This window comes from Halomonas huangheensis (assembly GCF_001431725.1).
Lineage (GTDB): Bacteria > Pseudomonadota > Gammaproteobacteria > Pseudomonadales > Halomonadaceae > Halomonas > Halomonas huangheensis.
This window is the reverse complement of sequence record NZ_CP013106.1, coordinates 351,387-377,054: the sequence shown is the minus strand read 5'-3', so window position 1 is coordinate 377,054 and position 25,668 is coordinate 351,387. Positions and strand designations below refer to the sequence as shown.

Here is a 25,668-nt window from a genome sequence, read left to right as displayed (position 1 = left end):
GGATTACTCTCCCTCAACCCGCACAAGGTAGTTGACCTTGTGGATCATGCCGCGAACGGCAGGGGTGTCTTCCAGCTCGACGGTGTGACCGATGCGACGCAGACCAAGACCTTTCATAGTGGCCTTGTGCTTGGCAAGAATGCCAATGGTGCTGCGCGTCTGGGTTACCTTGATGCTAGCTGCCATGGTGTCTTACCCCGTAATCGCTTCGACTGAGAGACCGCGCTTGGCGGCCACGTCTTCCGGCGACTGCATTGCAGACAGACCCTTGACGGTCGCACGCACCACGTTCACCGGATTGGTGGAGCCGTAGCACTTGGCCAGTACGTTGTGGACGCCAGCCAGCTCAAGCACGGAGCGCATGGCGCCACCGGCGATGATACCGGTACCGTCGGACGCAGGCTGCATGTACACCTTGGAGGCGCCATGACGAGCCTTGACCGGGTACTGCAGAGTACCATTGACCAGGTTGACCTTGACCATGTTACGGCGCGCTTGATCCATCGCTTTCTGGATCGCGACCGGCACTTCACGTGCCTTGCCACGGCCAAAACCGACGCGACCATTGCCGTCGCCCACGACAGTCAGAGCGGTGAAACCGAAGATACGGCCACCCTTGACTACCTTGGCGACACGGTTGACCTGCACGAGTTTTTCCTGCAGATCGCCGCTATTCTGTTCGTTCTTCGCCATCGTAAAAACCCTTTAGAATTCCAGGCCGCCTTCACGAGCGGCGTCGGCCAGGGCCTTCACACGACCGTGGTACTTGAAGCCTGCCCGGTCGAAGGCCACCTGGGTGATGCCTGCTTCCTTGGCGCGTTCAGCAATCAGAGCACCCACCTTGGCGGCGGCGTCGGAATTGCCGGTCGAACCCTCACGAAGGCTCTTGTCCAGCGTGGAAGCGCTGGCCAGGACCTTGCCACCATCCGGCGAGATAATCTGCGCATAGATGTGGCGTGGGGTACGGTTGACGCACAGGCGAAACACGCCCAGCTCGCGGATCTTGGCGCGAGCGCGGCGGGCACGACGGAGACGAGATTCTTTCTTCGCGTTCATAACCCTGCCTTACTTCTTCTTGGCTTCTTTACGACGAACCTGCTCGTCGGCATAGCGAACACCCTTACCCTTATAGGGTTCAGGCGGACGGAATGCGCGGATTTCCGCGGCGACCTGGCCGAGCTTCTGCTTGTCCGCGCTTTTCAGCACGATAACGGTGTTCTTGGGCGTTTCCGCCACGACACCTTCAGGCAGCTGGTAATCGACCGGGTGTGAGAAGCCCAGTGACAGATTGAGCGTCTGGCCTTTCGCTTGAGCGCGATAACCGACGCCGATGATTTCGAGGGACTTGGTAAAGCCCTCAGACACGCCAGTGACCAGGTTCTGAACCAGGGCACGGGTAGTGCCGACCATGGCCCAGGACTTGGCTGCTTCACTAGGCGTGAAGGTCAGTTGACCGTCTTCCTGACCGATCACAACATCTTTGTGAACGGACATGGAAAGGGTGCCCTGACTGCCCTTGACAGTCAGTGTCTCGCCGTCGAGTTTAATGTCGACGCCGGCAGGCACTTTGACCGGATATTTGGCTACGCGGGACATTCCAGACTCCTAGAATACGGTGCAGAGGACTTCGCCGCCGACACCAGCCTGACGAGCCGCCCGATCAGTCATTACACCCCTGGAGGTGGTGACGATAGCGATACCCAGGCCATCGGCGACCTTCGGCAGCGCATCCTTACCCTTGTACTGACGAAGGGAAGGCTTGGAAACCCGCTGCAGGTGCTCGATAACCGGCTTGCCTTCAAAGTACTTGAGGCTCACGGTCAGTTCGGGCTTGGCTGATTCGCTAACCGCGAAGTCAGTGATGAAACCCTCTTCTTTCAGCACACGGGCCACTTCAACCTTGATCTTGGAAGACGGCATGGTGACCGTCTCCTTAGTGGCCTGCTGCGCATTGCGGATACGAGTACACATATCCGCCAGAGTGTCTTGCATGCTCATTTACGTTGCGCTCCTGATGATTCTACGTGGCGTTACCAGCTGGACTTCTTGAGTCCGGGCACGTCGCCACGCATGGCGGCTTCACGCAGCTTGTTACGGCCGAGGCCGAACTTGTTGTAGTAGCCGTGCGGACGGCCAGTGATACGGCAGCGGTTACGCTGACGTACCGGGCTGGAGTCACGCGGTAGCGACTGCAACTTGAGCTGCGCGTCGAAGCGCTCCTCATCGGAGGAGTTCACGTCCTGGATGACCGCCTTGAGCGCAGTGCGCTTGGCAGCGTACTTATCCACCAGCTTGGTGCGCTTCAGTTCGCGCTCAATCATGCTCTTCTTTGCCATGATCCCACCCTTATTTCTTGAACGGGAAGTTCAGCGCGCTCAGCAGCGCACGACCTTCATCGTCGGTGTTGGCAGTAGTGGTGATGGTGACATCCAGACCACGAATCCGGTCGATCTTATCATACTCGATCTCCGGGAAGATGATCTGCTCACGCACCCCCATGGAATAATTGCCACGACCGTCGAAGGACTTCGGGTTGAGACCACGGAAGTCACGAACACGGGGGATCGCGATATTCACCAGGCGATCGAGGAAGTCCCACATACGCTCAGCGCGCAGTGTTACCTTGATCCCGATCGGCCAGCCTTCACGCACCTTGAAGCCCGCGATGGACTTACGCGCCTTGGTCACCATCGGCTTCTGACCGGAAAGCTTCTCCAGGTCGCCAATGGCATTATCGATCAGCTTCTTGTCGCTGGTCGCTTCGCCGATACCCATATTCAGAGTCACCTTGGTGATCCGGGGTACCTGCATAACGTTGGCGTAGCTGAACTGCTCTTTGAGTTGAGCCACCACCTCGTTTTGATAACGTTCTTTCAAGTTCGCCATTTTGCTATCCGACTCGCGTTAGGCGTCGATCTGCGCTTGCGTCGACTTGTAGATACGTACCTTGGTACCGTCTTCCTTGATCTGGAAGCCGACGCGATCCGCTTTGCCGGTCTCCTGATTGAAGATCGCCACGTTGGACGCGTGAATCGGTGCCTCGCGCTCGACGATACCGCCCTGATTACCAGCCATCGGGTTGGGTTTGGTGTGACGCTTGATCATATTCACACCGGATACCACGAAACGCTCGTTCTGTAGGACACGTTTCACGGTACCGCGCTTACCCTTATCCTTGCCGGCGATGACGATGACTTCATCATCACGTTTGATCTTTTGCATATCCGCCTCGCTCCTTACAGCACTTCAGGCGCCAAGGAAATGATCTTCATGAACTTTTCATTACGAAGTTCACGAGTCACCGGCCCGAAGATACGGGTACCGATCGGCTGTTCGTTGGTGTTATTCAACAAAACAGCCGCATTTCCATCAAAGCGGATCAGCGAACCGTCGGCACGACGGACGCCACTGCGGGTGCGGACAACTACCGCTTTCAGCACCTGGCCTTTCTTGACCTTGCCGCGCGGAATAGCTTCCTTCACCGTGACCTTGATGACGTCACCAACGCGAGCGTAGCGGCGGTGTGAACCACCGAGCACCTTGATGCACTGCACCCGGCGCGCTCCGCTGTTGTCGGCGACATCCAGCATAGTCTGAGTCTGAATCATCGGTTTTCTCCAAACCTAATCTGACTGCACGGAGTTGATGGCCTGCGGCCAATCAACCCTTGGCCTGTTCGACGATTTCAACCAGCGTCCAGGCTTTCTTCCTGGACAGCGGACGACATTCCTCAATGGAAACCGTGTCGCCGGCTTTCGCCTGATTGGTTTCGTCGTGGGCGTGCAGCTTGGTGGAGCGCTTCACGTATTTGCCGTAGATCGGGTGGCGCTCACGACGCTCGATCATGACGATGATGGACTTGTCCATCTTGTCACTCACCACCTTACCGGTGAGTTTACGGGCTTTCTTCTCTTCGGCCATCTCAGACACCTGCCTTCTCGTTGAGCACAGTCTTCACGCGGGCAATGTCCCGACGAACCTGCTTGAGCAGATGAGTCTGGCTCAACTGGCCGGTGGCCTTCTGCATACGCAGGTTGAACTGCTCGCGGAGGAGTTCGAGAAGCTGCTCCTGGAGCTGTTCTACTGACTTTTCACGAATTTCCTGGGCTTTCATCACATCACCGTCCGTTTCACAAAGGTGGTGGAGACCGGGAATTTCTGAGCTGCCAGTGCGAATGCTTCGCGAGCCAGCTCCTCGGAAACGCCTTCAATCTCATACAGGACACGTCCCGGCTGGATCTGAGCGACCCAGTACTCGACGGAGCCCTTACCTTTACCCATCCGGACTTCCAGAGGCTTCTTGGAAATCGGCTTATCCGGGAAGACACGGATCCAGATCTTTCCGCCACGCTTGACGTGGCGAGTGATGGCACGACGGCCAGCTTCGATCTGACGGGCGGTGACACGGCCACGACCAGTGGCCTTGAGGCCATACTCGCCGAAGCTTACCTTGCTTCCGCGATGCGCCAGGCCACGGTTGCGACCTTTCTGCATCTTGCGGAACTTCATACGCTTGGGTTGTAACATCGATTCGCTCTCCCCTTACCTGGAACCTTTCTTCTTGGAGGGCGCGGGCGCAGGCTGCTTGGCCTTTGCACGGACCTCCTCGATGCCCCCGAGGATTTCACCTTTGAAGACCCAGACCTTGACACCGATGATGCCGTAGGTGGTCTTTGCTTCGTAGGTGGCGTAATCGATGTCCGCACGCAGAGTGTGCAGCGGAACACGACCTTCGCGGTACCACTCGGTGCGGGCAATTTCCGCGCCGCCAAGGCGACCGGAGAGCTGCACCTTGATGCCGCCGGCGCCCAGACGCATGGCGTTCTGGACAGAGCGCTTCATGGCACGACGGAACATTACGCGGCGCTCGAGCTGACCGGCAATGTTCTGAGCAACGAGCTGAGCATCCAGCTCGGGCTTGCGAACTTCCTCGATGTTGACGTGAACAGGCACGCCCATCATCTCGGTGACTTCGCGACGCAAGCGATCGACGTCTTCACCCTTCTTGCCAATCACGATACCCGGACGGGCAGTGTGAATGGTAATGCGGGCGTTGTTCGCCGGACGCTCGATGGTGATCTTGCTGACGGAGGCGTTCTTCAAACGCTCCTCCAGAAAGCTACGCACCGCGAGGTCGTTGTTCAGCTTGTCGGCATAGGCGCCGCGCTCGGCGTACCAGACTGAGGTATGGTCTTTGACGATACCCAGTCGGATGCCTGTTGGATTGACTTTCTGACCCATCTGGTCGACTCCTACTTCTCGGCTACCTTGACGGTGATGTGGCAGGTGCGCTTCAGAATGCGATCCGCACGGCCTTTTGCGCGCGGACGGATGCGCTTGAGCGTCATACCCTCATCGACACAGATGGTCGAGACACGCAGCTCGTCAATGTCCATGCCGTTGTTTTCTTCCGCATTCGCGATGGCGGACTGCAGCACCTTCTTGACCAACTTGGCGGCCTTCTTCGGTGAGAAGGTCAGCAGGTCGAGCGCCTCGGCGACAGGCTTACCGCGCACCTGATCAGCCACCAAACGGGCCTTCTGTGCGGATAAAGCAGCGCCACGCAGCTTTGCTGTGACTTCCATCTCTAAATCCTCTTTGGCTTACCGTTTGGCTTTCTTGTCCGCCGCATGACCGCGATAGGTGCGGGTAGCAGCGAATTCGCCCAGCTTGTGGCCAACCATTTCCTCGGAAACGTGCACCGGGACATGTTGGCGACCGTTATGGACTGCAATGGTGAGCCCGACCATGTTGGGCAGGATCATAGAACGACGCGACCAGGTCTTGATCGGTTTGCGATCGTTCTTCTCCGCTGCAGTCTCAACCTTTTTCAGCAGATGAAGGTCAATGAAAGGACCTTTCTTCAGTGAACGTGGCACAGCCGTTACCTCTTGATATCTTGGCGTGGGATCTTAACCGCGAGCCTTGCGGCGGCGGACGATCAGCTTATCGGTGCGCTTGTTCTTGCGAGTCTTGTGACCCTTGGTGGGCATACCCCACGGGGACACCGGATGACGACCACCACTGGTGCGGCCTTCACCACCACCGTGCGGGTGATCCACCGGGTTCATCGCAACACCGCGAACAGTCGGACGCACACCTCTCCAGCGCTTTGCACCGGCCTTGCCAAGTTGACGCAGGCTGTGCTCGGAATTGCTCACTTCACCCAGAGTGGCACGGCACTCGGCCAACACCTTACGCATCTCGCCGGAGCGCAGACGCAGGGTGGCGTAGTTGCCTTCACGGGCCACCAGCTGAGCGCTGGTACCGGCGCTGCGGGCCAGCTGAGCACCCTTGCCGGGCTTCAGTTCGATGCAATGAACTGTGGAACCCAACGGGATGTTGCGCAGCGGCAGAGCGTTGCCCTTCTTGATCGGCGCATTGACGCCGGACTCGAGGCGATCACCAGCACTCACGCCCTTGGGCGCGATGATGTAGCGACGCTCGCCGTCGAGATACTTCAGCAGCGCGATATGTGCGCTACGGTTCGGGTCGTGTTCCAGACGCTCAACGATGGCCGGAACGCCATCCTTGTTGCGGCGGAAGTCCACGATCCGATAGTGGTGACGATGACCACCGCCCACGTGGCGGGTAGTGATACGACCGTAGTTGTTACGACCACCGGACTTTGACTGCTTTTCGAGCAACGGCGCGTAAGCGCGGCCCTTGTGCAGATTTTCACCAACAATCTTGACGACGTGGCGACGACCGGCAGATGTGGGTTTAGTCTTGACGATTGCCATGATCCGTACTCCTGCCTTTACTCGGCGCCAGAGAAGTCTTCAAGCGTCTCGCCGGCGGCCAATGTAACGTACGCCTTGCGATAACCCTTGCGCTGACCAGTACCATGCGCAGTGCGCTTGGTCTTGCCCTTGACGTTCAGAACCTGAACGCGATCGACCTTCTTTCCGAACAGCTGCTGGACAGCGGCCTTGATCTCGGGCTTGGTTGCGTCGCCTGCCACCTTGAACACGTACTGGTTACGCTCGGCAGCCATGGCAGCCTTCTCGGTCACGTGCGGACCAAGCAGAACCTTGAATACACGCTCCTGGTTCATGCCAGCTTCTCCTCGAATTTGCGCAGTGCGGAGACGGTAGCCAGGACCTTGTCAAAGGCGACCAGGCTGACCGGGTCGGCGGCGGCAACGTCCACCACATCCACATTGGGGATGTTGCGGGCGGCCAGATACAGGTTCTCGTCGACTTCTTCAGTCACGATCAGAACCTTCTCAAGGTTGAGTTCCTTGAGCTTGGCGACCAGCTGCTTGGTTTTCGGCGACTCGACGGCGAAGTCCTCAACCGCAACCAGACGTTCCTGACGGACCAGCTCGGAAAGAATCGAGCGCATGGCCGCACGGTACATCTTGCGGTTGACTTTCTGGGAGTGGTCCTGAGGACGAGCAGCGAAGGTCACACCACCGCTACGCCAGATCGGCGAACGGATGGTACCGGCGCGAGCACGGCCAGTGCCTTTCTGGCGCCACGGCTTCTTGCCACCACCACGGACGTCGGAACGAGTCTTCTGAGCACGGGTACCCTGACGGCCACCTGCCAGATAGGCAGTGACAACCTGGTGAACCAGCGCCTCGTTGAATTCTTTGCCAAAGGTAGCGTCGGACAGTTCAACAGTCCCGGCGCTTGCACCTGCAAGATTCAGATTCATCGGAAATTTCCCCTTCAGCCAGCTTTGACGGCGCTGCGCACAATGACATCGCTGCCAGTGGCGCCAGGAACGGCACCCTTGATCAGCAGAAGATTGCGTTCGGCATCGACACGGACGATTTCCAGGCTCTGAACGGTGCAACGAACGTTGCCCATCTGGCCGGCCATCTTCTTGCCCTTGAATACGCGGCCCGGAGTCTGGCACATGCCAATGGAACCCGGAGCACGGTGAGAAAGGGAGTTACCGTGGCTGTTGTCCTGGGTACGGAAGTTCCAACGCTTGATAGCGCCCTGGAAGCCCTTACCCTTGGAGGTGCCGGTCACGTCAACACTTTGACCAGCTTCGAAGAGGGATACGGTGAGTTCGCCACCCACTGCCGGAGCCTCATCACCTTCAGTCAGGCGAAACTCCATCAGCGAACGACCAGCCTCGACACCTGCCTTGGCGAACTGCCCAGCCTGGGCCTTCGACAGATGCTTGGCCTTGCGGGAGCCAGTTGTAACCTGAACCGCAGCGTAACCGTCAGTCTCGACAGACTTGACGCAAGTTACACGGTTAGGCTCAACCTCAATAACGGTCACGGGCACGGATGCGCCATCTTCGGTGAAGACACGGGTCATACCCGCCTTCCTACCGACCAAACCGATAGTCATTATCTATCTCCTATAGTGTACGGGGCTATCACCCGCTATGGCTGCCCTTTCCAGAGCATTCCACTAGCACATTGTATGGCGCCATCCCGGCGCGGCGGCTGCTGAACCCCTGTTACTGCGCGGCGGGGAACGCTGGGCCGCAAGTGTCTAGTGTGGTATCAGTCGAGCTTGATTTGCACGTCAACGCCAGCGGCGAGATCGAGCTTCATCAGCGCATCAACGGTCTTTTCGGTCGGCTCAACAATGTCGAGCACACGCTTGTGGGTACGAATCTCGTACTGATCACGGGCGTCCTTGTTCACGTGCGGAGAGATCAGCACGGTGTAGCGCTCGCGATTGGTAGGCAGAGGGATCGGACCACGAACCTGGGCGCCAGTACGCTTGGCGGTTTCAACGATTTCCGCGGCGGACTGATCGATCAGGCGATGGTCGAAAGCCTTCAACCGAATGCGAATCTTCTGGTTCTGCATTTGCCCTAACTCCAATGGATCTTGACGGCGCGAGCCGTCAACCCACGCATTCAAAGGATGCGCATTATATGCGCACCGACATAGAGAGTCAAACCCTCAATATCGATGCGCAGAAAAGGGGGTCCCTTTCGGAACCCCCTTCGATAGCAAGCAGACCGCTTACTTGATGATCTTGGCCACGACACCAGCGCCGACGGTACGACCGCCTTCACGGATAGCGAAGCGCAGACCATCGTCCATGGCGATCGGGTTGATCAGGGTAACGACCATCTGGACGTTATCACCCGGCATGACCATCTCGACGCCTTCCGGCAGCTCACAGGTACCAGTGATGTCAGTGGTACGGAAGTAGAACTGCGGACGGTAGCCCTTGAAGAACGGAGTGTGACGACCACCTTCGTCCTTGGACAGCACGTACACTTCCGCCTCGAACTGAGTGTGCGGAGTGATGGTGCCCGGCTTGGCCAGAACCTGACCACGCTCGACGTCATCACGCTTGGTACCACGCAGCAGCGCACCAACGTTCTCGCCAGCACGACCTTCGTCGAGCAGCTTGCGGAACATTTCGACACCGGTAACGGTAGTCTTGGTGGTGTCGCGGATACCCACGATCTCGATCTCTTCGCCCGGCTTGACGATACCGCGCTCGATACGACCGGTAACAACGGTACCGCGACCGGAGATAGAGAACACGTCCTCGATCGGCATCAGGAACGGCTGATCGATGGCACGCTCCGGCTCAGGAATGTAAGCATCCAGAGCCTTGATCAGGTTGGCAACAGCAGTAGTACCCATGCCGTTGTCGTCCTTGCCTTCCAGAGCCATCAGGGCAGAACCAGTGATGATCGGAGTGTCGTCACCCGGGAAGTCGTACTCGCTGAGGAGCTCACGCACTTCCATTTCGACCAGCTCGAGCAGCTCTTCGTCGTCGACCATGTCGGCCTTGTTCAGGAACACGACGATGAACGGAACGCCAACCTGACGAGACAGCAGGATGTGCTCGCGAGTCTGCGGCATGGGGCCGTCAGCTGCGGAACAGACCAGGATAGCGCCGTCCATCTGGGCAGCACCGGTGATCATGTTCTTGACGTAGTCAGCGTGTCCCGGGCAGTCAACGTGCGCGTAGTGACGGATCTCGGACTGATACTCGACGTGAGAGGTAGCGATGGTGATACCACGCTCACGCTCTTCCGGAGCATTGTCGATAGTGTCAAATTCACGCCAGTCGCCACCGAAGACTTCAGCAGACACGCGGGTCAGGGCCGCAGTCAGAGTAGTCTTGCCGTGGTCAACGTGACCGATGGTGCCGACGTTGACGTGCGGTTTGGAACGTTCGAATTTTTCCTTAGCCACTGCTATGACCTCTTTACGTTAGCTAACGGTTAACCGTTCTGATTGATGACGGCTTCAACGACGCTTGAGGGAGCCTCGTCGTACTTCGCGAACTCCATGGAGTAGCTCGCACGGCCCTGGGTCTGTGAGCGCAGATCGGTTGCATAACCGAACATCTCACCCAGCGGCACCACTGCGCGAATGACCTTGCCTGAAGAGGAGTCATCCATACCCTGCACCAGACCGCGACGACGGTTCAGGTCGCCCATGACGTCACCCATGAAATCTTCAGGGGTCACGACCTCGACCTGCATCATCGGCTCCAGCAGGACAGCCTTGGCCTTCCTGGCGCCTTCCTTGATGGCCATCGAAGAGGCCACCTTGAACGCAGTCTCATTGGAGTCCACGTCGTGATAGGAACCATCGTACAGAGTAACCTTGACGTCGATCATCGGATAGCCCGCGATGACACCATTCTGGAGCTGCTCGTACGCGCCCTTTTCGACAGCCGGTACGTATTCCTTGGGAACCGCACCGCCGACGATTTCAGAAGCGAACTTGAAGTGCATTTCTTCGTCTTCGCCCTTGTCCGCCTCGGTGAGCGGCTCGATGCGCAGCCAGACGTGACCGAACTGACCACGACCACCAGACTGACGAACGAACTTGCCTTCCTGCTCGACGCTGCCGCGAATGGTTTCGCGGTAGGCGACCTGAGGCTTACCGATGTTGGCTTCCACCTTGAACTCGCGACGCATACGGTCAACGATGATGTCCAGGTGCAGCTCACCCATACCAGAGATAATGGTCTGGCCGGTTTCCTCGTCGGTCTTGACGCGGAATGACGGATCTTCCTGAGCGAGCTTGCCCAGTGCGATACCCATCTTTTCCTGGTCTGCCTTGGACTTGGGCTCCACGGCGACGGAAATAACCGGATCCGGGAATTCCATACGCTCGAGAACGATCTTGTCGTTCAGGTCGCACAGAGTATCACCGGTGGTGACATCCTTCAGGCCGATACAGGCGGCGATATCGCCAGCCAGAACTTCCTTGATCTCTTCGCGAGAATTGGCATGCATCTGTACGATACGACCAACACGCTCCTTCTTCTGCTTGACAGAATTATAGATACTGTCACCAGAGTTCAACACGCCTGAGTAGACGCGAATGAAGGTCAGCGTTCCAACGAAGGGGTCGGTAGCGATCTTGAACGCGAGAGCGGCAAAGGGAGCCTTGTCGTCGGCTTCACGAGTCGCAATAGTGCCGTCCTTGTCATCCAGCTCACCCTCGATGGCCTTGACCTCGGTCGGGGATGGCATGTACTCGATGACACCGTCCAGCACCGCCTGGACACCCTTGTTCTTGAACGCAGAACCACAGGTGACCAACACAATCTCGTTGGCAAGCGTACGGCGACGCAACCCAGCCTTGATTTCCTCGTTGGACAGCTCTCCGCCTTCGAGATACTTGTCCATCAATTCTTCAGAGGCTTCGGCCGCAGCTTCGACCATCTCTTCACGATACTTCTCGGCGGTTTCCTGGAGTTCAGCAGGAATATCAACCAGATCGTAGTTCATCCCGAAGTTGTCTTCATCCCACAGGATGGCCTTCATCTGGATGAGATCGATAACACCCTTGAACTCGTCTTCAGCACCCCAGTTGATCTGGATCGGCACTGCATTGGCGCCCAGACGATCCTTGAGCTGCTCCAGAACCATGAAGAAGTCAGCGCCGGTACGGTCCATCTTGTTGACGAACACCATACGCGGAACTTCGTACTTGTTGGCCTGACGCCAGACAGTCTCGGTCTGCGGCTGCACACCGGAGGAGCCGCACAGTACGACGACAGCGCCATCGAGTACACGCAGGGAACGCTCGACTTCGATAGTGAAGTCAACGTGCCCAGGCGTATCGATGATGTTGATGCGATGCTCATCGAACTGCTTGTTCATGCCCTGCCAGAAGCAGGTAGTCGCCGCAGAAGTGATCGTGATGCCACGCTCCTGCTCCTGCTCCATCCAGTCCATGGTGGCAGCGCCCTCATGGACCTCACCGACCTTGTGAGACAGGCCGGTATAGAACAGGACACGCTCGGTAGTAGTCGTCTTACCGGCGTCGACGTGGGCAACGATACCGATATTGCGGTAGCGATTAAGCGGAGTCTTGCGAGCCACGATGTAACTCCCGTTGGTTGGCGATGCGAATTAGAAGCGGTAGTGAGAGAAGGCCTTGTTGGCTTCTGCCATGCGGTGCACGTCTTCACGCTTCTTGACAGCCGAACCCTTGCCTTCAGCAGCATCAAGCATTTCGCCAGCCAGACGCTGTTCCATGGTCTTCTCACCACGGCGACGCGCGGCGTCTACCAACCAACGCATGGCAAGCGCTTGACGGCGAGACGGACGGACTTCAACCGGCACCTGATAAGTCGCGCCACCAACACGGCGGGACTTGACCTCGACCATCGGCTGGATAGTTTCCAGCGCCTTGTCGAAGATCTCCAGCGGCTCTTCATTGGAACGCTCGGCAACCCGGTCCAGCGCACCGTAAACGATACGCTCAGCAACGGACTTCTTGCCGCTGATCATCAGGTGGTTCATGAACTTGGCCAGGCGCTCACTTCCGAACTTGGGATCCGGCAGTATCTCGCGCTTGGCGGCAACTCTTCTTCTAGGCATGATAAGCCCTCAATTGAAGGGTCCTTCAGGTAAACCCGAGACTTGCGCTGGGCAGCTCGACCTTACTCTTATCAGACCGAAACAAACTGGTTATGAAAGCGACAGCGAAGATCAGGACTTCGGGCGCTTGGTACCATACTTGGAACGACCCTGCTTACGGTTCTGGACACCGGAGGTGTCGAGAGCGCCGCGGACGGTGTGATAACGCACACCCGGAAGGTCTTTTACACGGCCGCCACGAATCAGGACCACAGAGTGCTCCTGCAGGTTGTGACCTTCACCACCGATGTAGGAAGACACTTCATAGCCGTTGGTCAGTCGTACACGACAGACCTTCCGCAGAGCGGAGTTCGGCTTCTTCGGTGTAGTAGTGTAAACGCGAGTACAAACGCCGCGTCTTTGCGGGCAAGCCTGAAGCGCAGGCACGTCGGTCTTGGCGGCCTGACGCTTGCGCGGCTTGCGCACGAGCTGGTTGATTGTTGCCATGATGACTCCAATGGGTTGCCTTTAAGGAAGCACAACCGGTGCTTCCGAAAAGACCCAGACCCACAAGTACAACGAGGTACAGGGCTCTGAGTCTCCCGAGAAAGGGCGTTCCAACACTCTCTCTCGATACTTACGCCACCTTCACAGTGTCGCGGGCGCACCCGCCCCACTGTTAAAGGCTGCGCATTCTACTGGCTTACACAAGGTGCCGTCAAGCCCGGAGCGCAATGCGTCCCGAGCTTGACGGTCCTGGATCAGCCCTTGTGGTCAGATTTCTTCGTCGTCCGAGTCGAGCGCCGTCAGCTGAGCACCCAACTCCTGCTCGACATCGTGGGCCGACGGCTGAAGCAGACGATCGGTATCGTCACGCTTGCGACGACGCTCTTCGTGGTGAGTCAGGCCGGTACCGGCCGGAATCAAGCGCCCCACCACCACGTTTTCCTTCAGGCCGCGTAGATAGTCGCGCTTGCCGGTGACAGCCGCCTCGGTCAACACACGCGTCGTCTCCTGGAAGGAGGCGGCGGAGATGAATGACTCGGTCGCCAGGCTGGCCTTGGTGATCCCCAGCAGAAGGCGCTGATACTTGGCACCGAACTTTTCGGTAGCCTGCAGCGCAGAATTCTGCTCGAGCACACGCACCAGCTCGACCTGATCGCCGGGGATGAAGTCTGAATCACCGGCATCGCTGATCTCGACCTTGCGCAGCATCTGACGCACGATGACTTCGATGTGCTTGTCGTTGATGCCCACGCCCTGGAGACGGTATACGTCCTGAACCTCGGCGACGATGTACTTGGCCAGCTCGGCAATACCCAGCAGACGCAGGATATCGTGCGGATTACTCGGGCCGTCCGAGATCACCTCGCCCTTCTCAACCGACTCACCTTCGAAGACCGCAATCTGACGCCACTTGGGAATCAGCATCTCGAACGCATCACCCTCACTCGGGGTAATGGTCAGACGACGCTTACCCTTGGTCTCCTTGCCGAAGCTGATCACACCGCTGATCTCGGCGAGGATGGCCGGCTCTTTCGGCTTACGCGCCTCGAACAGGTCGGCTACACGCGGCAGACCACCGGTGATGTCCTTGTTACCAGACGCCTCAACCGGGATACGCGCGACAATTTCACCGACACCAATGTGCGAACCGTTGTCGACAGTAACGATCGCCTTGCCGGGCAGCGGGTACTGCACCGGCGTATCGGAACCGGACACGGTCACTGGCTTGCCGGCCGCATCATTGAGCATGATCATCGGACGCTTGTCACGCCCCGCCATCGGGCGCGCCGCAGACTCGATGATCTCGATGGATGACAGACCGGTCATCTCATCGACGCTACGGTGCATGGTCAGGCCTTCGTCCATATCGGCGTAGTGCACCTGCCCCTCGGCCTCGGCCACGATCGGGTGAGTGTGGGGATCCCACTTGGCCACAGACTGACCGGGATCAACCTCGTCACCATCGCGGACCGACAGCTCGGCACCATAGGGCAGCTTGTAGTACTCGCGCTCACGACCATGTTCATCAGCAACGGCCAGGGCGCTGGAACGGGAGACCACCACCAGCTTGCCGTCATTGCGCTCCACGAACTTGATGTTGTGCAGGCGCACCCTACCGCCGTGCTTGACCTGAACGCTATCGACCGCTGACGACCGCGATGCCGCACCCCCGATGTGGAAGGTACGCATGGTCAGCTGGGTACCAGGCTCACCGATCGACTGGGCGGCGATAACACCGACAGCCTCACCGATATTGACCTGATGGCCACGAGCCAGGTCACGACCATAGCAGGACGCACACACACCATGACTGGCTTCACAGGTAATGGTGCTACGCACCACAATCTCGTCAACACCCATGGTCTCGAGCTGGGCACACCAGGCTTCGTCGAGCAAGGTGCCGCGCGGGATCAGCACGTCATCGGTAGACGGATCGATGACATCCTGAGCGACCACACGACCCAGCACGCGCTGAGCCAGCGAGACGATGATATCGCCACCCTCGATGACCGGGTGCAGCGTCATACCGTTCTCGGTGCCACAGTCAATCCCAGTGATGACCATGTCCTGAGCAACATCAACCAGACGACGCGTCAGGTAACCGGAGTTCGCGGTCTTCAGAGCGGTATCTGCCAGACCCTTACGAGCACCGTGGGTCGAGATGAAGTACTGGAGTACGTTCAGACCTTCACGGAAGTTGGCAACGATCGGCGTTTCGATGATCGAGCCATCCGGCTTGGCCATCAAGCCACGCATACCAGCCAGCTGACGGATCTGAGCGGCACTACCACGAGCACCGGAGTCGGCCATGATGAAAACGCTGTTGAATGAATCCTGCTCAACCTCGTTACCATCACGATCGATCACGCTCTCCTTGGAGATGCCGGCCATCATCGCCTTGGCGACCTGGTCATTGGCGCGCGCCCAGATATCGATGACCTTGTTGTACTTCTCACCCGCGGTCACCAGACCGGAGGAGAACTGGTCCTCGATTTCCTTGACCTCTTCTTCCGCCGCATCAACGATCTCTGCCTTGGCGTCCGGGATAACGAAGTCGTTGACACCGATGGACGCGCCGGACCATGTGGCCAGACGGAAGCCGGTGTACATCAATTGGTCAGCGAAGATGACCGCAGACTTCAGGCCCGCACGACGATAGACCTCGTTGATCAGCTTCGAGATCGCCTTCTTCTTCATCGCCTGATCGACGAGATCGAAGGGCACCCCTTCCGGCAGGATGCGGAACAGCAGTGCACGACCGACCGTAGTCTCACGCAGACGACGATGGTTGGAGCGCTCACCGGTTTCCTCGTCGACATCGACCTCGTCGAGACGCACCTTGACGCGGGCATGCAATGAGACATGCTGGGTACCGAAGGCACGCTCGACCTCGTTGAGGCCGGAGAACACCATGCCCTCACCCTTGGCGTTGATACGCTCACGGGTCATGTAATACAGACCCAGAACAACGTCCTGAGACGGCACGATGATCGGCTCACCGTTGGCCGGTGACAGCACGTTGTTGGTGGCCATCATCAGTGCACGGGCTTCGAGCTGGGCTTCCAGAGTCAGCGGTACGTGTACCGCCATCTGGTCACCGTCAAAGTCGGCGTTATAGGCGGCACAGACCAGCGGGTGCAGCTGGATGGCTTTACCCTCGATCAGCAGCGGCTCGAACGCCTGGATACCCAGACGGTGCAGCGTCGGTGCGCGGTTGAGCAGTACCGGGTGCTCGCGGATAACATCGGCAAGGATGTCCCACACTTCAGGCAGCTCACGCTCGACCATCTTCTTGGCGGCCTTGATGGTGGACGCCTGGCCGCTGCCCTGCAGCTTGGAATAGATAAACGGCTTGAACAGCTCAAGCGCCATCTTCTTGGGCAGACCACACTGGTGTAGACGCAAGGTCGGACCTACGGTGATAACCGAACGACCGGAATAGTCGACACGCTTACCCAGCAGGTTCTGACGGAAACGCCCCTGCTTACCCTTGATCATGTCGGCCAGCGACTTGAGCGGGCGCTTGTTGGAACCGGTGATGGCACGACCGCGACGACCGTTGTCGAGCAGCGCATCAACCGACTCCTGCAACATACGCTTCTCGTTGCGCACGATGATGTCTGGCGCATTGAGGTCAAGCAGACGCTTGAGGCGATTGTTGCGGTTGATCACACGACGGTACAGATCGTTGAGATCCGAGGTCGCAAAGCGGCCGCCGTCCAGCGGTACCAGCGGACGCAGGTCCGGCGGCAACACAGGCAGCACTTCCATGACCATCCACGCCGGGTCATTGCCGGAGCCCTGGAAGGCTTCGAGCAACTTGAGGCGCTTGGACAGTTTCTTGATCTTGGTCTCGGAGTTGGTCTGCGGAATTTCCTCACGCAGACGCTCGATATCCTCCTCGAGATCAATATCCTTGAGCATCGCCTGAACGGCCTCGGCGCCCATGCGGGCGTCGAAGTCGTCACCGAACTCCTCGAGAGCCTCGAAATACTGCTCATCATTGAGCAGCTGGCCACGCTCGAGGGTGGTCATGCCCGGATCGACGACCATGAAGCTCTCGAAGTAAAGCACACGCTCGATGTCGCGCAGAGTCATGTCCATCAGCATGCCGATACGGGACGGCAGCGACTTCAGGAACCAGATGTGGGCAACCGGGCTGGCCAGTTCGATGTGGCCCATGCGCTCACGGCGCACAGCGGCCTTGGTGACTTCAACGCCACACTTTTCACAGATGATGCCACGATGCTTCATGCGCTTGTACTTGCCGCACAAGCACTCGTAATCCTTCACCGGGCCGAAGATCTTGGCGCAGAACAGGCCATCGCGCTCCGGCTTGAAGGTACGATAATTGATGGTTTCCGGCTTCTTGACCTCACCGAAAGACCAGGAACGGATCATGTCGGGCGAGGCGAGCGTGATCTTGATCGCATCGAACTCGTCAGACTGCGACTGCGATTTGAGGACTTTCACCAAATCTTTCATTGGGTCGGCTCCGCTGCGGAGTTGTCATGGGCGGGGGCCTAAGCCCCCGCGGACCGTCATTCTTTGAAGCGCCTTGACTGGCCGCCTCAGCTCTCCAGTTCGATATCAATGCCCAGCGAGCGGATTTCCTTCACCAATACGTTGAAGGATTCCGGCATGCCCGCCTGCATGGTGTGATCGCCATCCACGATGCTCTTGTACATCTTGGTACGACCTTCCACGTCGTCGGACTTGACGGTGAGCATTTCCTGCAGAGTGTAAGCGGCGCCATAGGCCTCCAGGGCCCAGACCTCCATCTCACCAAAGCGCTGACCACCGAACTGCGCCTTACCACCCAGCGGCTGCTGAGTGACCAGCGAGTAGGAACCGGTGGAACGCGCGTGCATCTTGTCATCGACCAGGTGGTTGAGCTTGAGCATATACATGTAGCCCACAGTCACCGGACGATCGAAGGCCTCACCAGTACGGCCGTCGTACAGCGCCATCTGACCGGAATCCGGCAGGTCGGCCAGCTTCAGCAGGTGCTTGATCTCGTGCTCACGAGCACCATCAAACACTGGCGTCGCCATCGGCACGCCCTTCTTGAGGTTCTTCGCCAGCGCAATGACCTCGTCATCACTCAACGCCTCAAGCTCCTCGATACGAGTGCCCTGGGTCGAATTATAGACCTGCCCCAGGAACTCACGAATCTCGGCAATCTGCTGTTCACGGGCATCACGCAGCATGTGTTCGATCTTGACACCGAGACCACGTGCAGCCATGCCGAGGTGGGTCTCGAGAATCTGACCAACGTTCATCCGCGATGGCACACCCAGCGGGTTGAGCACCACGTCGATCGACTCACCCTGATCGTCGAACGGCATATCCTCGATGGGCATAATCGCCGAGATGACACCCTTGTTACCGTGGCGGCCGGCCATCTTGTCACCCGGCTGCAGGCGACGCTTGATGGCGAGGTAGACCTTGACGATCTTGAGGACACCCGGCGCGAGATCATCGCCCTGGGTCAGCTTGCGCTTCTTGTCCTCGAACCGCTCGTCCATCTCCTTGCGACGATTCTCCAACTGCTCATCCGCCTGGGCGAGTAGCTCGTTGAGTGCCTCGTCCTGCATGCGCAGCTTGAACCACTGCTGACGCGGCAGCTCCTCGAGGTAGCCGTCGGACAGCAGGTCGCCCTTCTTCAGCGCCGGCCCACCGTTGACCGGTTGGCTGGACAGAGTCCGCTGAAGACGCTCGAAAGTAGCATCTTCGGCGATGCGGTATGTTTCCTGCAGGTCCTTACGCACCTCGTCGAGCTGCATCTGCTCGATGGACAGAGCACGAGAGTCCTTCTCGACGCCGTCACGGGTAAAGACCTGGACGTCGATAACGGTACCTTTCATGCCGGTCGGAGCACGCAGAGAGGTGTCCTTGACGTCGGACGCCTTCTCACCAAAGATCGCGCGCAGCAGCTTCTCTTCCGGCGTCAGCTGGGTCTCACCCTTGGGCGTGACCTTACCGACCAGAATGTCGCCTGGACCGACTTCGGCGCCGATGTAGACCACACCAGCTTCATCCAGCTTGCCCAGCGCCGATTCACCGACGTTGGGAATATCGGAAGTGATCTCTTCCGGCCCCAACTTGGTGTCACGGGACACACAGGTCAGTTCCTGGATGTGGATGGTGGTGAAACGATCTTCCTGGACCACCCGCTCGGAGAGCAGGATGGAGTCCTCGAAGTTGTAGCCGTTCCACGGCATGAAGGCGATACGCATGTTCTGACCCAGGGCCAGATCACCCATGTCGACGGACGGGCCGTCGGCGAGGATATCGCCACGCGCAACGCTATCGCCCGGACGGACGATCGGACGCTGGTTCTGACAGGTGTTCTGGTTCGAGCGCAGGTACTTGGTCAGGTTGTAGATATCAACGCCGGCTTCACCGCCGATGATCTCATCCTCCTTGACACGTACCACGATGCGCCGAGCATCGACCGAGTCGATCACACCGCCACGACGTGCCACGGCACAGACGCCGGAGTCACGCGCCACGAAGCGTTCCATACCAGTACCCACCAGCGGCTTGTCAGCACGCAGAGTCGGCACAGCCTGACGCTGCATGTTGGCCCCCATCAGGGCGCGGTTGGCATCATCGTGCTCGAGGAACGGAATCAGCGCCGCAGCCACGGAGACCACCTGACGTGGCGATACATCCATCAGCGTGACCTGCTCAGGACGCATGAAGGTGGTCTCACCCTTGTGGCGTACCTGAACCAGATCGTCGATCAGTTGCTTCTGCTCATTGACCGTTGCAGACGCCTGGGCGATGACGAAATCACCCTCTTCGATCGCCGACAGGTGCACAACCTCGTCGGTGACCTGGCTGTCCACCACCTTGCGGTATGGCGTTTCAAGGAAGCCATAACTGTTGGTGTGGCTATAGGTCGCCAGCGAGTTGATCAGACCGATGTTCGGGCCTTCCGGCGTTTCGATCGGACACAGACGACCGTAGTGAGTGGCGTGAACGTCACGCACCTCAAAGCCAGCACGCTCACGGGTCAGACCACCCGGACCAAGTGCCGAGACACGACGCTTGTGGGTGACCTCGGACAGCGGGTTGTTCTGGTCCATGAACTGCGACAGCTGGGACGAGCCAAAGAACTCCTTGACCGCAGCAGCCACCGGCTTGGCGTTGATCAGGTCCTGCGGCATCAAGCCTTCGCTTTCTGCCATGGACAGACGTTCCTTGACCGCACGCTCGACGCGTACCAGGCCAACACGGAACTGGTTCTCGGCCATCTCACCGACACAGCGGATACGACGGTTACCGAGGTGATCGATATCGTCAACGTCACCGAAGCCGTTACGGATGTTGATCAGCTCGCGTAGCACGTCGAGGATGTCGGCCTTGTCCAACACACCGGAGCCAGTGTCGGAATCACGACGCAGGCGACGGTTGAACTTCATGCGACCGACGCCGGACAGATCGTAGCGGTCCTCACTGAAGAACAGGTTGTTGAACAGCGTCTCGGCAGCTTCCTTGGTCGGCGGCTCGCCAGGACGCATCATGCGGTAGATCTCGACCAGCGCTTCGAGCTGTGAACCGGTGGCATCCAACCTGAGGGTGTCGGAAACGAACGAGCCACAATCGAGGTCGTTGGTGTACAGCGTCTCGAGAGTTGTGATGCCCGCCTGGCCCAGCGTCTCCAGCAACTCCGGTGTAATCTCGGTATTGCAGGGGCAGATCAGCTCGCCAGTAGCGGTGCTGATCTGGTCCTTGGCCAGGGTCTTGCCGAACAGGTAGTCCATCGGCACTTCGAGGCGCTCGAGACCCGCCTTCTCCAACTGACGGATATGCTTCTGAGTGATACGACGACCTTCTTCGACAATCAGGTTGCCGTCGGCATCCTTGATATCGAAGGTCGCAGTCTCGCCACGCAGACGCGACGGAACCAGCTCCACAGAGAAGCCGGACTTCTCCATGTGGAACACACTGGTATCGAAGAACTCGTCGAGAATCTCTTCGGCGCTCATCCCGAGGGCACGCAGCAACACACTAGCCGGCAGTTTGCGGCGACGGTCGATACGTACGAAGACGTTGTCCTTGGGGTCGAACTCGAAGTCGAGCCATGAGCCACGGTAAGGAATCACTCGCGCGGAGTACAACAGCTTACCGGAAGAGTGGCTCTTGCCCTTGTCGTGGTCGAAGAACACACCCGGACTACGGTGGAGCTGGGAAACAATGACGCGCTCGGTACCGTTGACGACGAAGGTACCGTTCTCGGTCATCAGGGGGATTTCCCCCATGTAGACTTCCTGCTCCTTGATGTCCTTGATGGCCTTGTTCGATGAATCCCTGTCATAGATGATCAGGCGAACCTTGACACGCAGAGGAGCAGAATAGGTGACGCCACGCAGCTGGCACTCCTTGACATCAAAGGCCGGAGTACCGAAACGGTAGCTGACATACTCGAGTGCAGCGTTACCAGAGAAGCTCTCGATAGGGAACACAGACCGGAAGGCGGCATGCAGGCCAACCTCCATGCGCTCCTCGGGCGAACGATCCTGCTGGAGGAAGTCGTAGTAGGAATCAAGCTGGATGGCCAGCAGGTAAGGCACATCCATCACTTGGGGCAGTTTGCCGAAATCCTTGCGGATGCGTTTTTTCTCAGTGTATGAGTAAGCCATCTGTATTCCCCAGCTTGTTCACCATGGGTGACCGATGCGTGTCGGCGCCACCCGACGGATCAGGCTCCGTCAGGCGCTGACGGCAAGCCCCTTGAGGGGGCTCGCCGTCGGAATTCTGCAAGTTGCAAAATCGTTTATGATCAAGCAACTAGTGACAACAGAAAAAGGCCGGTAGCGGGCGTCCCGCCACCAGCCGTGGAAGCTTACGCAGCGCGTGAAGCCGTAGGCACAAGGATTACTTGAGCTCCACAGAAGCGCCAGCTTCTTCCAACTTCTTCTTGGCCTCTTCGGCGTCGTCCTTGCTCATGGCTTCCTTGATGGTAGCCGGAGCACCGTCGACAGCGCCTTTGGCTTCTTTCAGGCCAAGACCAGTGATTTCGCGGACGGCTTTGATGACGTTGACTTTCTTGTCGCCAGCGGCGGTCAGAACCAGGTCAAATTCAGTCTGTTCTTCAACAGCTGCGCCAGCGTCGCCAGCCGGGCCAGCCATCACAGCGGCAGCGGCAGAAACACCGAACTTCTCTTCCATTGCTTCGATCAGCTCAACAACTTCCATCACGGACATGTCGGAGACGGCGTTGATGATATCGTCTTTGGTCAGTGCCATTTTTCAGATTCCTAACTTTGCGGGCGTCTCGCCAGGCGAGTACGCGGGGTTGATCATGCAATCCGAGCGAACCGGTAGAGCGCCTTAAGCGGCAGCCTCTTCCTTCTGGTCGCGCAGTGCAGCGAGGGTACGAACCAGCTTGCCGGCAGAAGCTTCCTTCATGACGGACATCAGCTTGGCGATCGCCTCGTCGTAAGTCGGCAGCGTTGCCAGACGGTCGAGATCTTCGGCCGGGATCAGCTCACCTTCATAGGCCAGCGCCTTGACTTCGAAGCTCTTCTCATCCTTGGCGAAATCCTTGAACAAACGGGCAGCAGCGCCCGGATGCTCGAGGGAGAACGCCAACAGAGACGGACCAACGAAAGTCTCATTCAGGCACTCCCAGGGAGTACCTGTCAGGGCGCGGCGAGCCAGGGTGTTGCGAACAACACGCAGCTGGACGCCATTCTCGCGTGCCTGCTTGCGCAGACCGGTCATCTTCTCGACCGTAACACCACGAGAGTCGGCAACTACGACGGAGAGTGCATCCTTGGCGACTTCACTGACCTCGGCAACAATTGCCTTCTTGCCTTCGAGTGCTAGTGCCATTGTGATCACTCCTTCGTGCCGGAACCCGGAGGTTCCGGTGGTTACCATCTCCCCTTCCCGCAAGCGACCTTTCGCCAGCAACAAGGGGGGCTTTTATGATGGTGCTCACCAGAAGACTGGCGGCAACACCATCTGCGCAGGTGTCCTGAGGACGATTAAGCTACCGGCAACAAGCCGGCGGCACCTGCGGTCTTTGACGGTGCCCGGCACGGGTACCGCAAAGTATCGGAACATTGCATCCAGCTCGCATGAGACATGGCAACAACGCTCCTCTTTCAAACTCTTGCCTTCCAAACCTTGCCACTGGCCCGGCAAGCCGGACCAGCGCATCAATCACACCAGCGCGGAGTGATCGACAGTCAGACCCGGGCCCATGGTGGTGGACAGGGTCATCTTCTTGAAGTACACGCCCTTGGAAGTGCTCGGCTTGAGCTTCTTCAGGTCGGCGACCAACGCTTCCAGGTTGCCCTTGATGGCAGCCGCGTCGAAGTCAGCCTTGCCCAGAGTCGTGTGGATAATGCCGTTCTTGTCGGTACGGAAACGCACCTGACCCGCCTTGGCATTCTTGACCGCGCCCGCAACATCAGGTGTCACAGTGCCAACCTTGGGGTTCGGCATCAGTCCACGCGGACCGAGGATCTGGCCCAGCTGACCGACAACACGCATGGCATCCGGAGAAGCGATGACGACGTCGAAGTCGAGCTGGCCTTTCTTGACCTGCTCTGCGAGATCATCCATGCCAACGATGTCGGCACCGGCTTCTTTAGCGGCGTCGGCATTGGCACCCTGGGTAAAGACAGCAACGCGGACGTCCTTGCCAGTACCGTTGGGCATGACAGTAGCGCCGCGCACCACCTGGTCGGATTTGCGCGGATCAACGCCGAGATTGATGGCAACGTCCAGCGACTCAGTGAACTTGACAGTGGATAGCTCAGCGAGCAGAGCCACAGCTTCATCAATGGAGTACGCCTTGGTGGAATCCACTTTCTCGCGGATCAACTTGGCACGCTTGGTAAGCTTGGCCATGATCAGAGACCCTCCACGTTGAGGCCCATGCTACGGGCACTACCAGCAATGGTACGCACAGCGGCATCGAGATCAGCAGCCGTCAGATCCGGCTCCTTGGTCTTGGCGATCTCTTCCAGCTGCTCACGGGTCACGGTACCGACCTTCTTCTTGTTCGGCTCGCCAGAGCCGGACTTGATGCCAACAGCCTTCTTCAACAGCACCGCAGCAGGCGGAGTCTTGGTGATGAAGGTGAAGCTACGGTCGGAATAGACGGTGATAACCACGGGAGTCGGGAGACCCGGCTCGATGTTCTGAGTCTCAGCGTTGAACGCCTTGCAGAACTCCATGATGTTAACACCGTGCTGACCCAAAGCGGGGCCCACGGGGGGACTCGGGTTAGCCTTACCAGCTGCAACCTGCAGCTTGATGTAAGCCTGGACTTTCTTGGCCATGACAGGACTCCATTTGGGTACAAACGCCTTGACGGCTCCCCGGACTGAACGACTGCCTACAGGCAGTCACCAACAACGTTTCAACAGCAGAAACCATTAACCACAACGGGCTTGCGGCAACCGGCCACAAGCCCCGAACTCCGCGAGCTCTTTCTGCTCCCAGCATTTTCGCTACTACTCTTTTTCCACCTGGGAGAACTCCAGCTCGACCGGAGTCGCACGCCCAAAGATCAGCACACTGACCTGCAGACGGCTCTTATCGTAATTGACCTCTTCGACCACTCCATTGAAGTCGGCAAAGGGACCATCAACAACACGCACCGACTGACCAGGCTCAAACATGGTTTTGGGCCGGGGCTTCTCGGATCCATCACGCACGCGACTGAGGATGGCATCCGCTTCACGCTGAGTAATCGGCGCGGGCTTCTCCTTGGTACCACCGATAAAGCCCATGACACGCGGCGTCTCGTTGACGAGGTGCCATGTCGCGTCTTCCATCTCCATCTCGACCAGCACATAGCCGGGATAGAACTTGCGCTCGCTCTTGCGACGCTTGCCGTCACGCATTTCGACGACTTCTTCCACCGGCACCAGAATCTCACCAAAGAGATCTTCCATGCCGTGCATCTTCACCCGCTCGGTCAGAGAGCGCATGACATGCTTCTCGAAGCCGGAGTAGGCGTGAACGACATACCAACGCTTGGACATGGAAACTCCTAACCGATGACGCCGGACATCGCCCAGCTGAGCAACGTGTCGATCAACCACAACAGCAGCCCCACCACCAGCACCGCAGCCAGCACAATCGCAGTGGTCTGAATGGTCTCGGGGCGAGTCGGCCATACGACACGCTGAATTTCCTTCCTGGCGCTACGCGCCAACTCCACCAACTCACGCCCCTTGGTCGTTACCAGGGCGACAGCCGCAGCCGCAACAGCCAGGGCAACAACACCCAGCACACGATACAGAAGCGGCTGATCGGCAAAGTAGGTGTTACCGACAACGGCCAGCACCAGCAAAATGACGACAACCGCCCACTTGAGCCCGTCGTGGCGCGACTCCTGCACCTCGGCGTTATGCTTCATGA

At 58.4% G+C, this 25,668-nt stretch carries 32 protein-coding genes; all 32 read right to left on the bottom strand.

Features of this window, described 5'->3' with window-relative positions; all coding sequences use genetic code 11:
* Positions 1-3 precede the first annotated feature (3 nt).
* The 32 genes from rpmD to secE all read right to left on the bottom strand — a co-directional run bounded on the left by rpmD (position 4) and on the right by secE (position 25,666).
* The gene (gene rpmD, locus AR456_RS01785; protein ID WP_021819621.1) at positions 4-186 is read right to left on the bottom strand and encodes a 50S ribosomal protein L30; all 183 of its coding nucleotides are present in this window, start codon (positions 184-186) and stop codon (positions 4-6) included.
* A 6-nt stretch (positions 187-192) separates the two neighbouring features.
* The gene (gene rpsE / locus AR456_RS01780; protein ID WP_021819620.1) at positions 193-693 is read right to left on the bottom strand and encodes a 30S ribosomal protein S5; all 501 of its coding nucleotides are present in this window, start codon (positions 691-693) and stop codon (positions 193-195) included.
* Between the two features lie 12 nt (positions 694-705).
* On the bottom strand, positions 706-1,056 hold the full coding sequence (gene rplR, locus AR456_RS01775) for a 50S ribosomal protein L18 (protein WP_021819619.1): 351 nt from the start codon (positions 1,054-1,056) through the stop codon (positions 706-708).
* Between the two features lie 9 nt (positions 1,057-1,065).
* Positions 1,066-1,596 (bottom strand): 50S ribosomal protein L6, encoded by a 531-nt coding sequence (rplF, locus tag AR456_RS01770; protein ID WP_021819618.1) that lies wholly within the window; start codon positions 1,594-1,596, stop codon positions 1,066-1,068.
* 9 nt (positions 1,597-1,605) lie between these two features.
* A complete protein-coding gene (rpsH, locus tag AR456_RS01765) occupies positions 1,606-1,998 on the bottom strand; it encodes a 30S ribosomal protein S8 (protein ID WP_021819617.1) in 393 nt (130 codons plus the stop codon).
* A gap of 32 nt (positions 1,999-2,030) precedes the next feature.
* Positions 2,031-2,336 (bottom strand): 30S ribosomal protein S14, encoded by a 306-nt coding sequence (gene rpsN, locus AR456_RS01760; protein ID WP_021819616.1) that lies wholly within the window; start codon positions 2,334-2,336, stop codon positions 2,031-2,033.
* 10 nt (positions 2,337-2,346) lie between these two features.
* Positions 2,347-2,886 (bottom strand): 50S ribosomal protein L5, encoded by a 540-nt coding sequence (gene rplE, locus AR456_RS01755; protein WP_021819615.1) that lies wholly within the window; start codon positions 2,884-2,886, stop codon positions 2,347-2,349.
* Between the two features lie 18 nt (positions 2,887-2,904).
* A complete protein-coding gene (gene rplX / locus AR456_RS01750; RefSeq protein ID WP_021819614.1) occupies positions 2,905-3,222 on the bottom strand; it encodes a 50S ribosomal protein L24 in 318 nt (105 codons plus the stop codon).
* A gap of 14 nt (positions 3,223-3,236) precedes the next feature.
* Positions 3,237-3,608 (bottom strand): 50S ribosomal protein L14, encoded by a 372-nt coding sequence (rplN, locus tag AR456_RS01745; RefSeq protein ID WP_021819613.1) that lies wholly within the window; start codon positions 3,606-3,608, stop codon positions 3,237-3,239.
* Positions 3,609-3,660: 52 nt separating this feature from the next.
* Positions 3,661-3,921, bottom strand: a complete 261-nt coding sequence (gene rpsQ / locus AR456_RS01740; protein WP_021819612.1) for a 30S ribosomal protein S17 — start codon at positions 3,919-3,921, stop codon at positions 3,661-3,663.
* Position 3,922: 1 nt separating this feature from the next.
* Positions 3,923-4,114 carry a 50S ribosomal protein L29 gene (gene rpmC / locus AR456_RS01735; protein ID WP_021819611.1) on the bottom strand — a complete coding sequence of 64 codons (192 nt, stop codon included), beginning with the start codon at positions 4,112-4,114 and terminating at the stop codon, positions 3,923-3,925.
* Complete coding sequence (gene rplP, locus AR456_RS01730; RefSeq protein ID WP_021819610.1) at positions 4,114-4,527, bottom strand: 50S ribosomal protein L16; 414 nt, start codon at positions 4,525-4,527, stop codon at positions 4,114-4,116. The genes rpmC and rplP overlap by 1 nt, the downstream gene beginning before the upstream one ends.
* A gap of 15 nt (positions 4,528-4,542) precedes the next feature.
* Positions 4,543-5,241 (bottom strand): 30S ribosomal protein S3, encoded by a 699-nt coding sequence (gene rpsC, locus AR456_RS01725; protein ID WP_021819609.1) that lies wholly within the window; start codon positions 5,239-5,241, stop codon positions 4,543-4,545.
* Positions 5,242-5,252: 11 nt separating this feature from the next.
* Positions 5,253-5,585 (bottom strand): 50S ribosomal protein L22, encoded by a 333-nt coding sequence (gene rplV / locus AR456_RS01720; protein WP_021819608.1) that lies wholly within the window; start codon positions 5,583-5,585, stop codon positions 5,253-5,255.
* A gap of 18 nt (positions 5,586-5,603) precedes the next feature.
* A complete protein-coding gene (gene rpsS, locus AR456_RS01715) occupies positions 5,604-5,879 on the bottom strand; it encodes a 30S ribosomal protein S19 (protein WP_021819607.1) in 276 nt (91 codons plus the stop codon).
* A 33-nt stretch (positions 5,880-5,912) separates the two neighbouring features.
* Positions 5,913-6,743 carry a 50S ribosomal protein L2 gene (gene rplB / locus AR456_RS01710; protein WP_021819606.1) on the bottom strand — a complete coding sequence of 277 codons (831 nt, stop codon included), beginning with the start codon at positions 6,741-6,743 and terminating at the stop codon, positions 5,913-5,915.
* Positions 6,744-6,760: 17 nt separating this feature from the next.
* Positions 6,761-7,057, bottom strand: coding sequence for a 50S ribosomal protein L23 (rplW, locus tag AR456_RS01705; protein WP_021819605.1), 297 nt, complete (start codon positions 7,055-7,057; stop codon positions 6,761-6,763).
* Positions 7,054-7,662, bottom strand: a complete 609-nt coding sequence (gene rplD / locus AR456_RS01700; RefSeq protein WP_021819604.1) for a 50S ribosomal protein L4 — start codon at positions 7,660-7,662, stop codon at positions 7,054-7,056. The genes rplW and rplD overlap by 4 nt, the downstream gene beginning before the upstream one ends.
* 14 nt (positions 7,663-7,676) lie before the next feature.
* Positions 7,677-8,315 (bottom strand): 50S ribosomal protein L3, encoded by a 639-nt coding sequence (gene rplC / locus AR456_RS01695; protein WP_021819603.1) that lies wholly within the window; start codon positions 8,313-8,315, stop codon positions 7,677-7,679.
* Positions 8,316-8,473: 158 nt separating this feature from the next.
* The gene (gene rpsJ / locus AR456_RS01690) at positions 8,474-8,785 is read right to left on the bottom strand and encodes a 30S ribosomal protein S10 (protein WP_021819602.1); all 312 of its coding nucleotides are present in this window, start codon (positions 8,783-8,785) and stop codon (positions 8,474-8,476) included.
* 159 nt (positions 8,786-8,944) lie between these two features.
* The gene (gene tuf, locus AR456_RS01685) at positions 8,945-10,138 is read right to left on the bottom strand and encodes an elongation factor Tu (RefSeq protein ID WP_021819601.1); all 1,194 of its coding nucleotides are present in this window, start codon (positions 10,136-10,138) and stop codon (positions 8,945-8,947) included.
* A gap of 29 nt (positions 10,139-10,167) precedes the next feature.
* Complete coding sequence (gene fusA / locus AR456_RS01680) at positions 10,168-12,288, bottom strand: elongation factor G (RefSeq protein WP_021819600.1); 2,121 nt, start codon at positions 12,286-12,288, stop codon at positions 10,168-10,170.
* A 30-nt stretch (positions 12,289-12,318) separates the two neighbouring features.
* Entirely contained in the window at positions 12,319-12,789 is a 471-nt protein-coding gene (rpsG, locus tag AR456_RS01675) for a 30S ribosomal protein S7 (protein ID WP_021819599.1), read from the bottom strand.
* A gap of 111 nt (positions 12,790-12,900) precedes the next feature.
* Positions 12,901-13,275, bottom strand: a complete 375-nt coding sequence (gene rpsL / locus AR456_RS01670; RefSeq protein ID WP_021819598.1) for a 30S ribosomal protein S12 — start codon at positions 13,273-13,275, stop codon at positions 12,901-12,903.
* Positions 13,276-13,542: 267 nt separating this feature from the next.
* On the bottom strand, positions 13,543-17,760 hold the full coding sequence (gene rpoC, locus AR456_RS01665) for a DNA-directed RNA polymerase subunit beta' (protein WP_021819597.1): 4,218 nt from the start codon (positions 17,758-17,760) through the stop codon (positions 13,543-13,545).
* An 86-nt stretch (positions 17,761-17,846) separates the two neighbouring features.
* Positions 17,847-21,926 (bottom strand): DNA-directed RNA polymerase subunit beta, encoded by a 4,080-nt coding sequence (gene rpoB / locus AR456_RS01660; protein WP_031208237.1) that lies wholly within the window; start codon positions 21,924-21,926, stop codon positions 17,847-17,849.
* Between the two features lie 235 nt (positions 21,927-22,161).
* Positions 22,162-22,533, bottom strand: a complete 372-nt coding sequence (gene rplL / locus AR456_RS01655; RefSeq protein WP_021819595.1) for a 50S ribosomal protein L7/L12 — start codon at positions 22,531-22,533, stop codon at positions 22,162-22,164.
* Between the two features lie 84 nt (positions 22,534-22,617).
* Entirely contained in the window at positions 22,618-23,121 is a 504-nt protein-coding gene (gene rplJ / locus AR456_RS01650; RefSeq protein WP_021819594.1) for a 50S ribosomal protein L10, read from the bottom strand.
* A gap of 333 nt (positions 23,122-23,454) precedes the next feature.
* Positions 23,455-24,147: a 50S ribosomal protein L1 gene (rplA, locus tag AR456_RS01645; RefSeq protein ID WP_021819593.1), complete on the bottom strand. Its 693-nt coding sequence runs from the start codon at positions 24,145-24,147 to the stop codon at positions 23,455-23,457.
* A gap of 2 nt (positions 24,148-24,149) precedes the next feature.
* Positions 24,150-24,581 (bottom strand): 50S ribosomal protein L11, encoded by a 432-nt coding sequence (gene rplK, locus AR456_RS01640; RefSeq protein WP_021819592.1) that lies wholly within the window; start codon positions 24,579-24,581, stop codon positions 24,150-24,152.
* A 174-nt stretch (positions 24,582-24,755) separates the two neighbouring features.
* Positions 24,756-25,289 carry a transcription termination/antitermination protein NusG gene (nusG, locus tag AR456_RS01635; RefSeq protein WP_021819591.1) on the bottom strand — a complete coding sequence of 178 codons (534 nt, stop codon included), beginning with the start codon at positions 25,287-25,289 and terminating at the stop codon, positions 24,756-24,758.
* Positions 25,290-25,297: 8 nt separating this feature from the next.
* Entirely contained in the window at positions 25,298-25,666 is a 369-nt protein-coding gene (gene secE / locus AR456_RS01630) for a preprotein translocase subunit SecE (protein ID WP_021819590.1), read from the bottom strand.
* Positions 25,667-25,668: the final 2 nt, after the last annotated feature.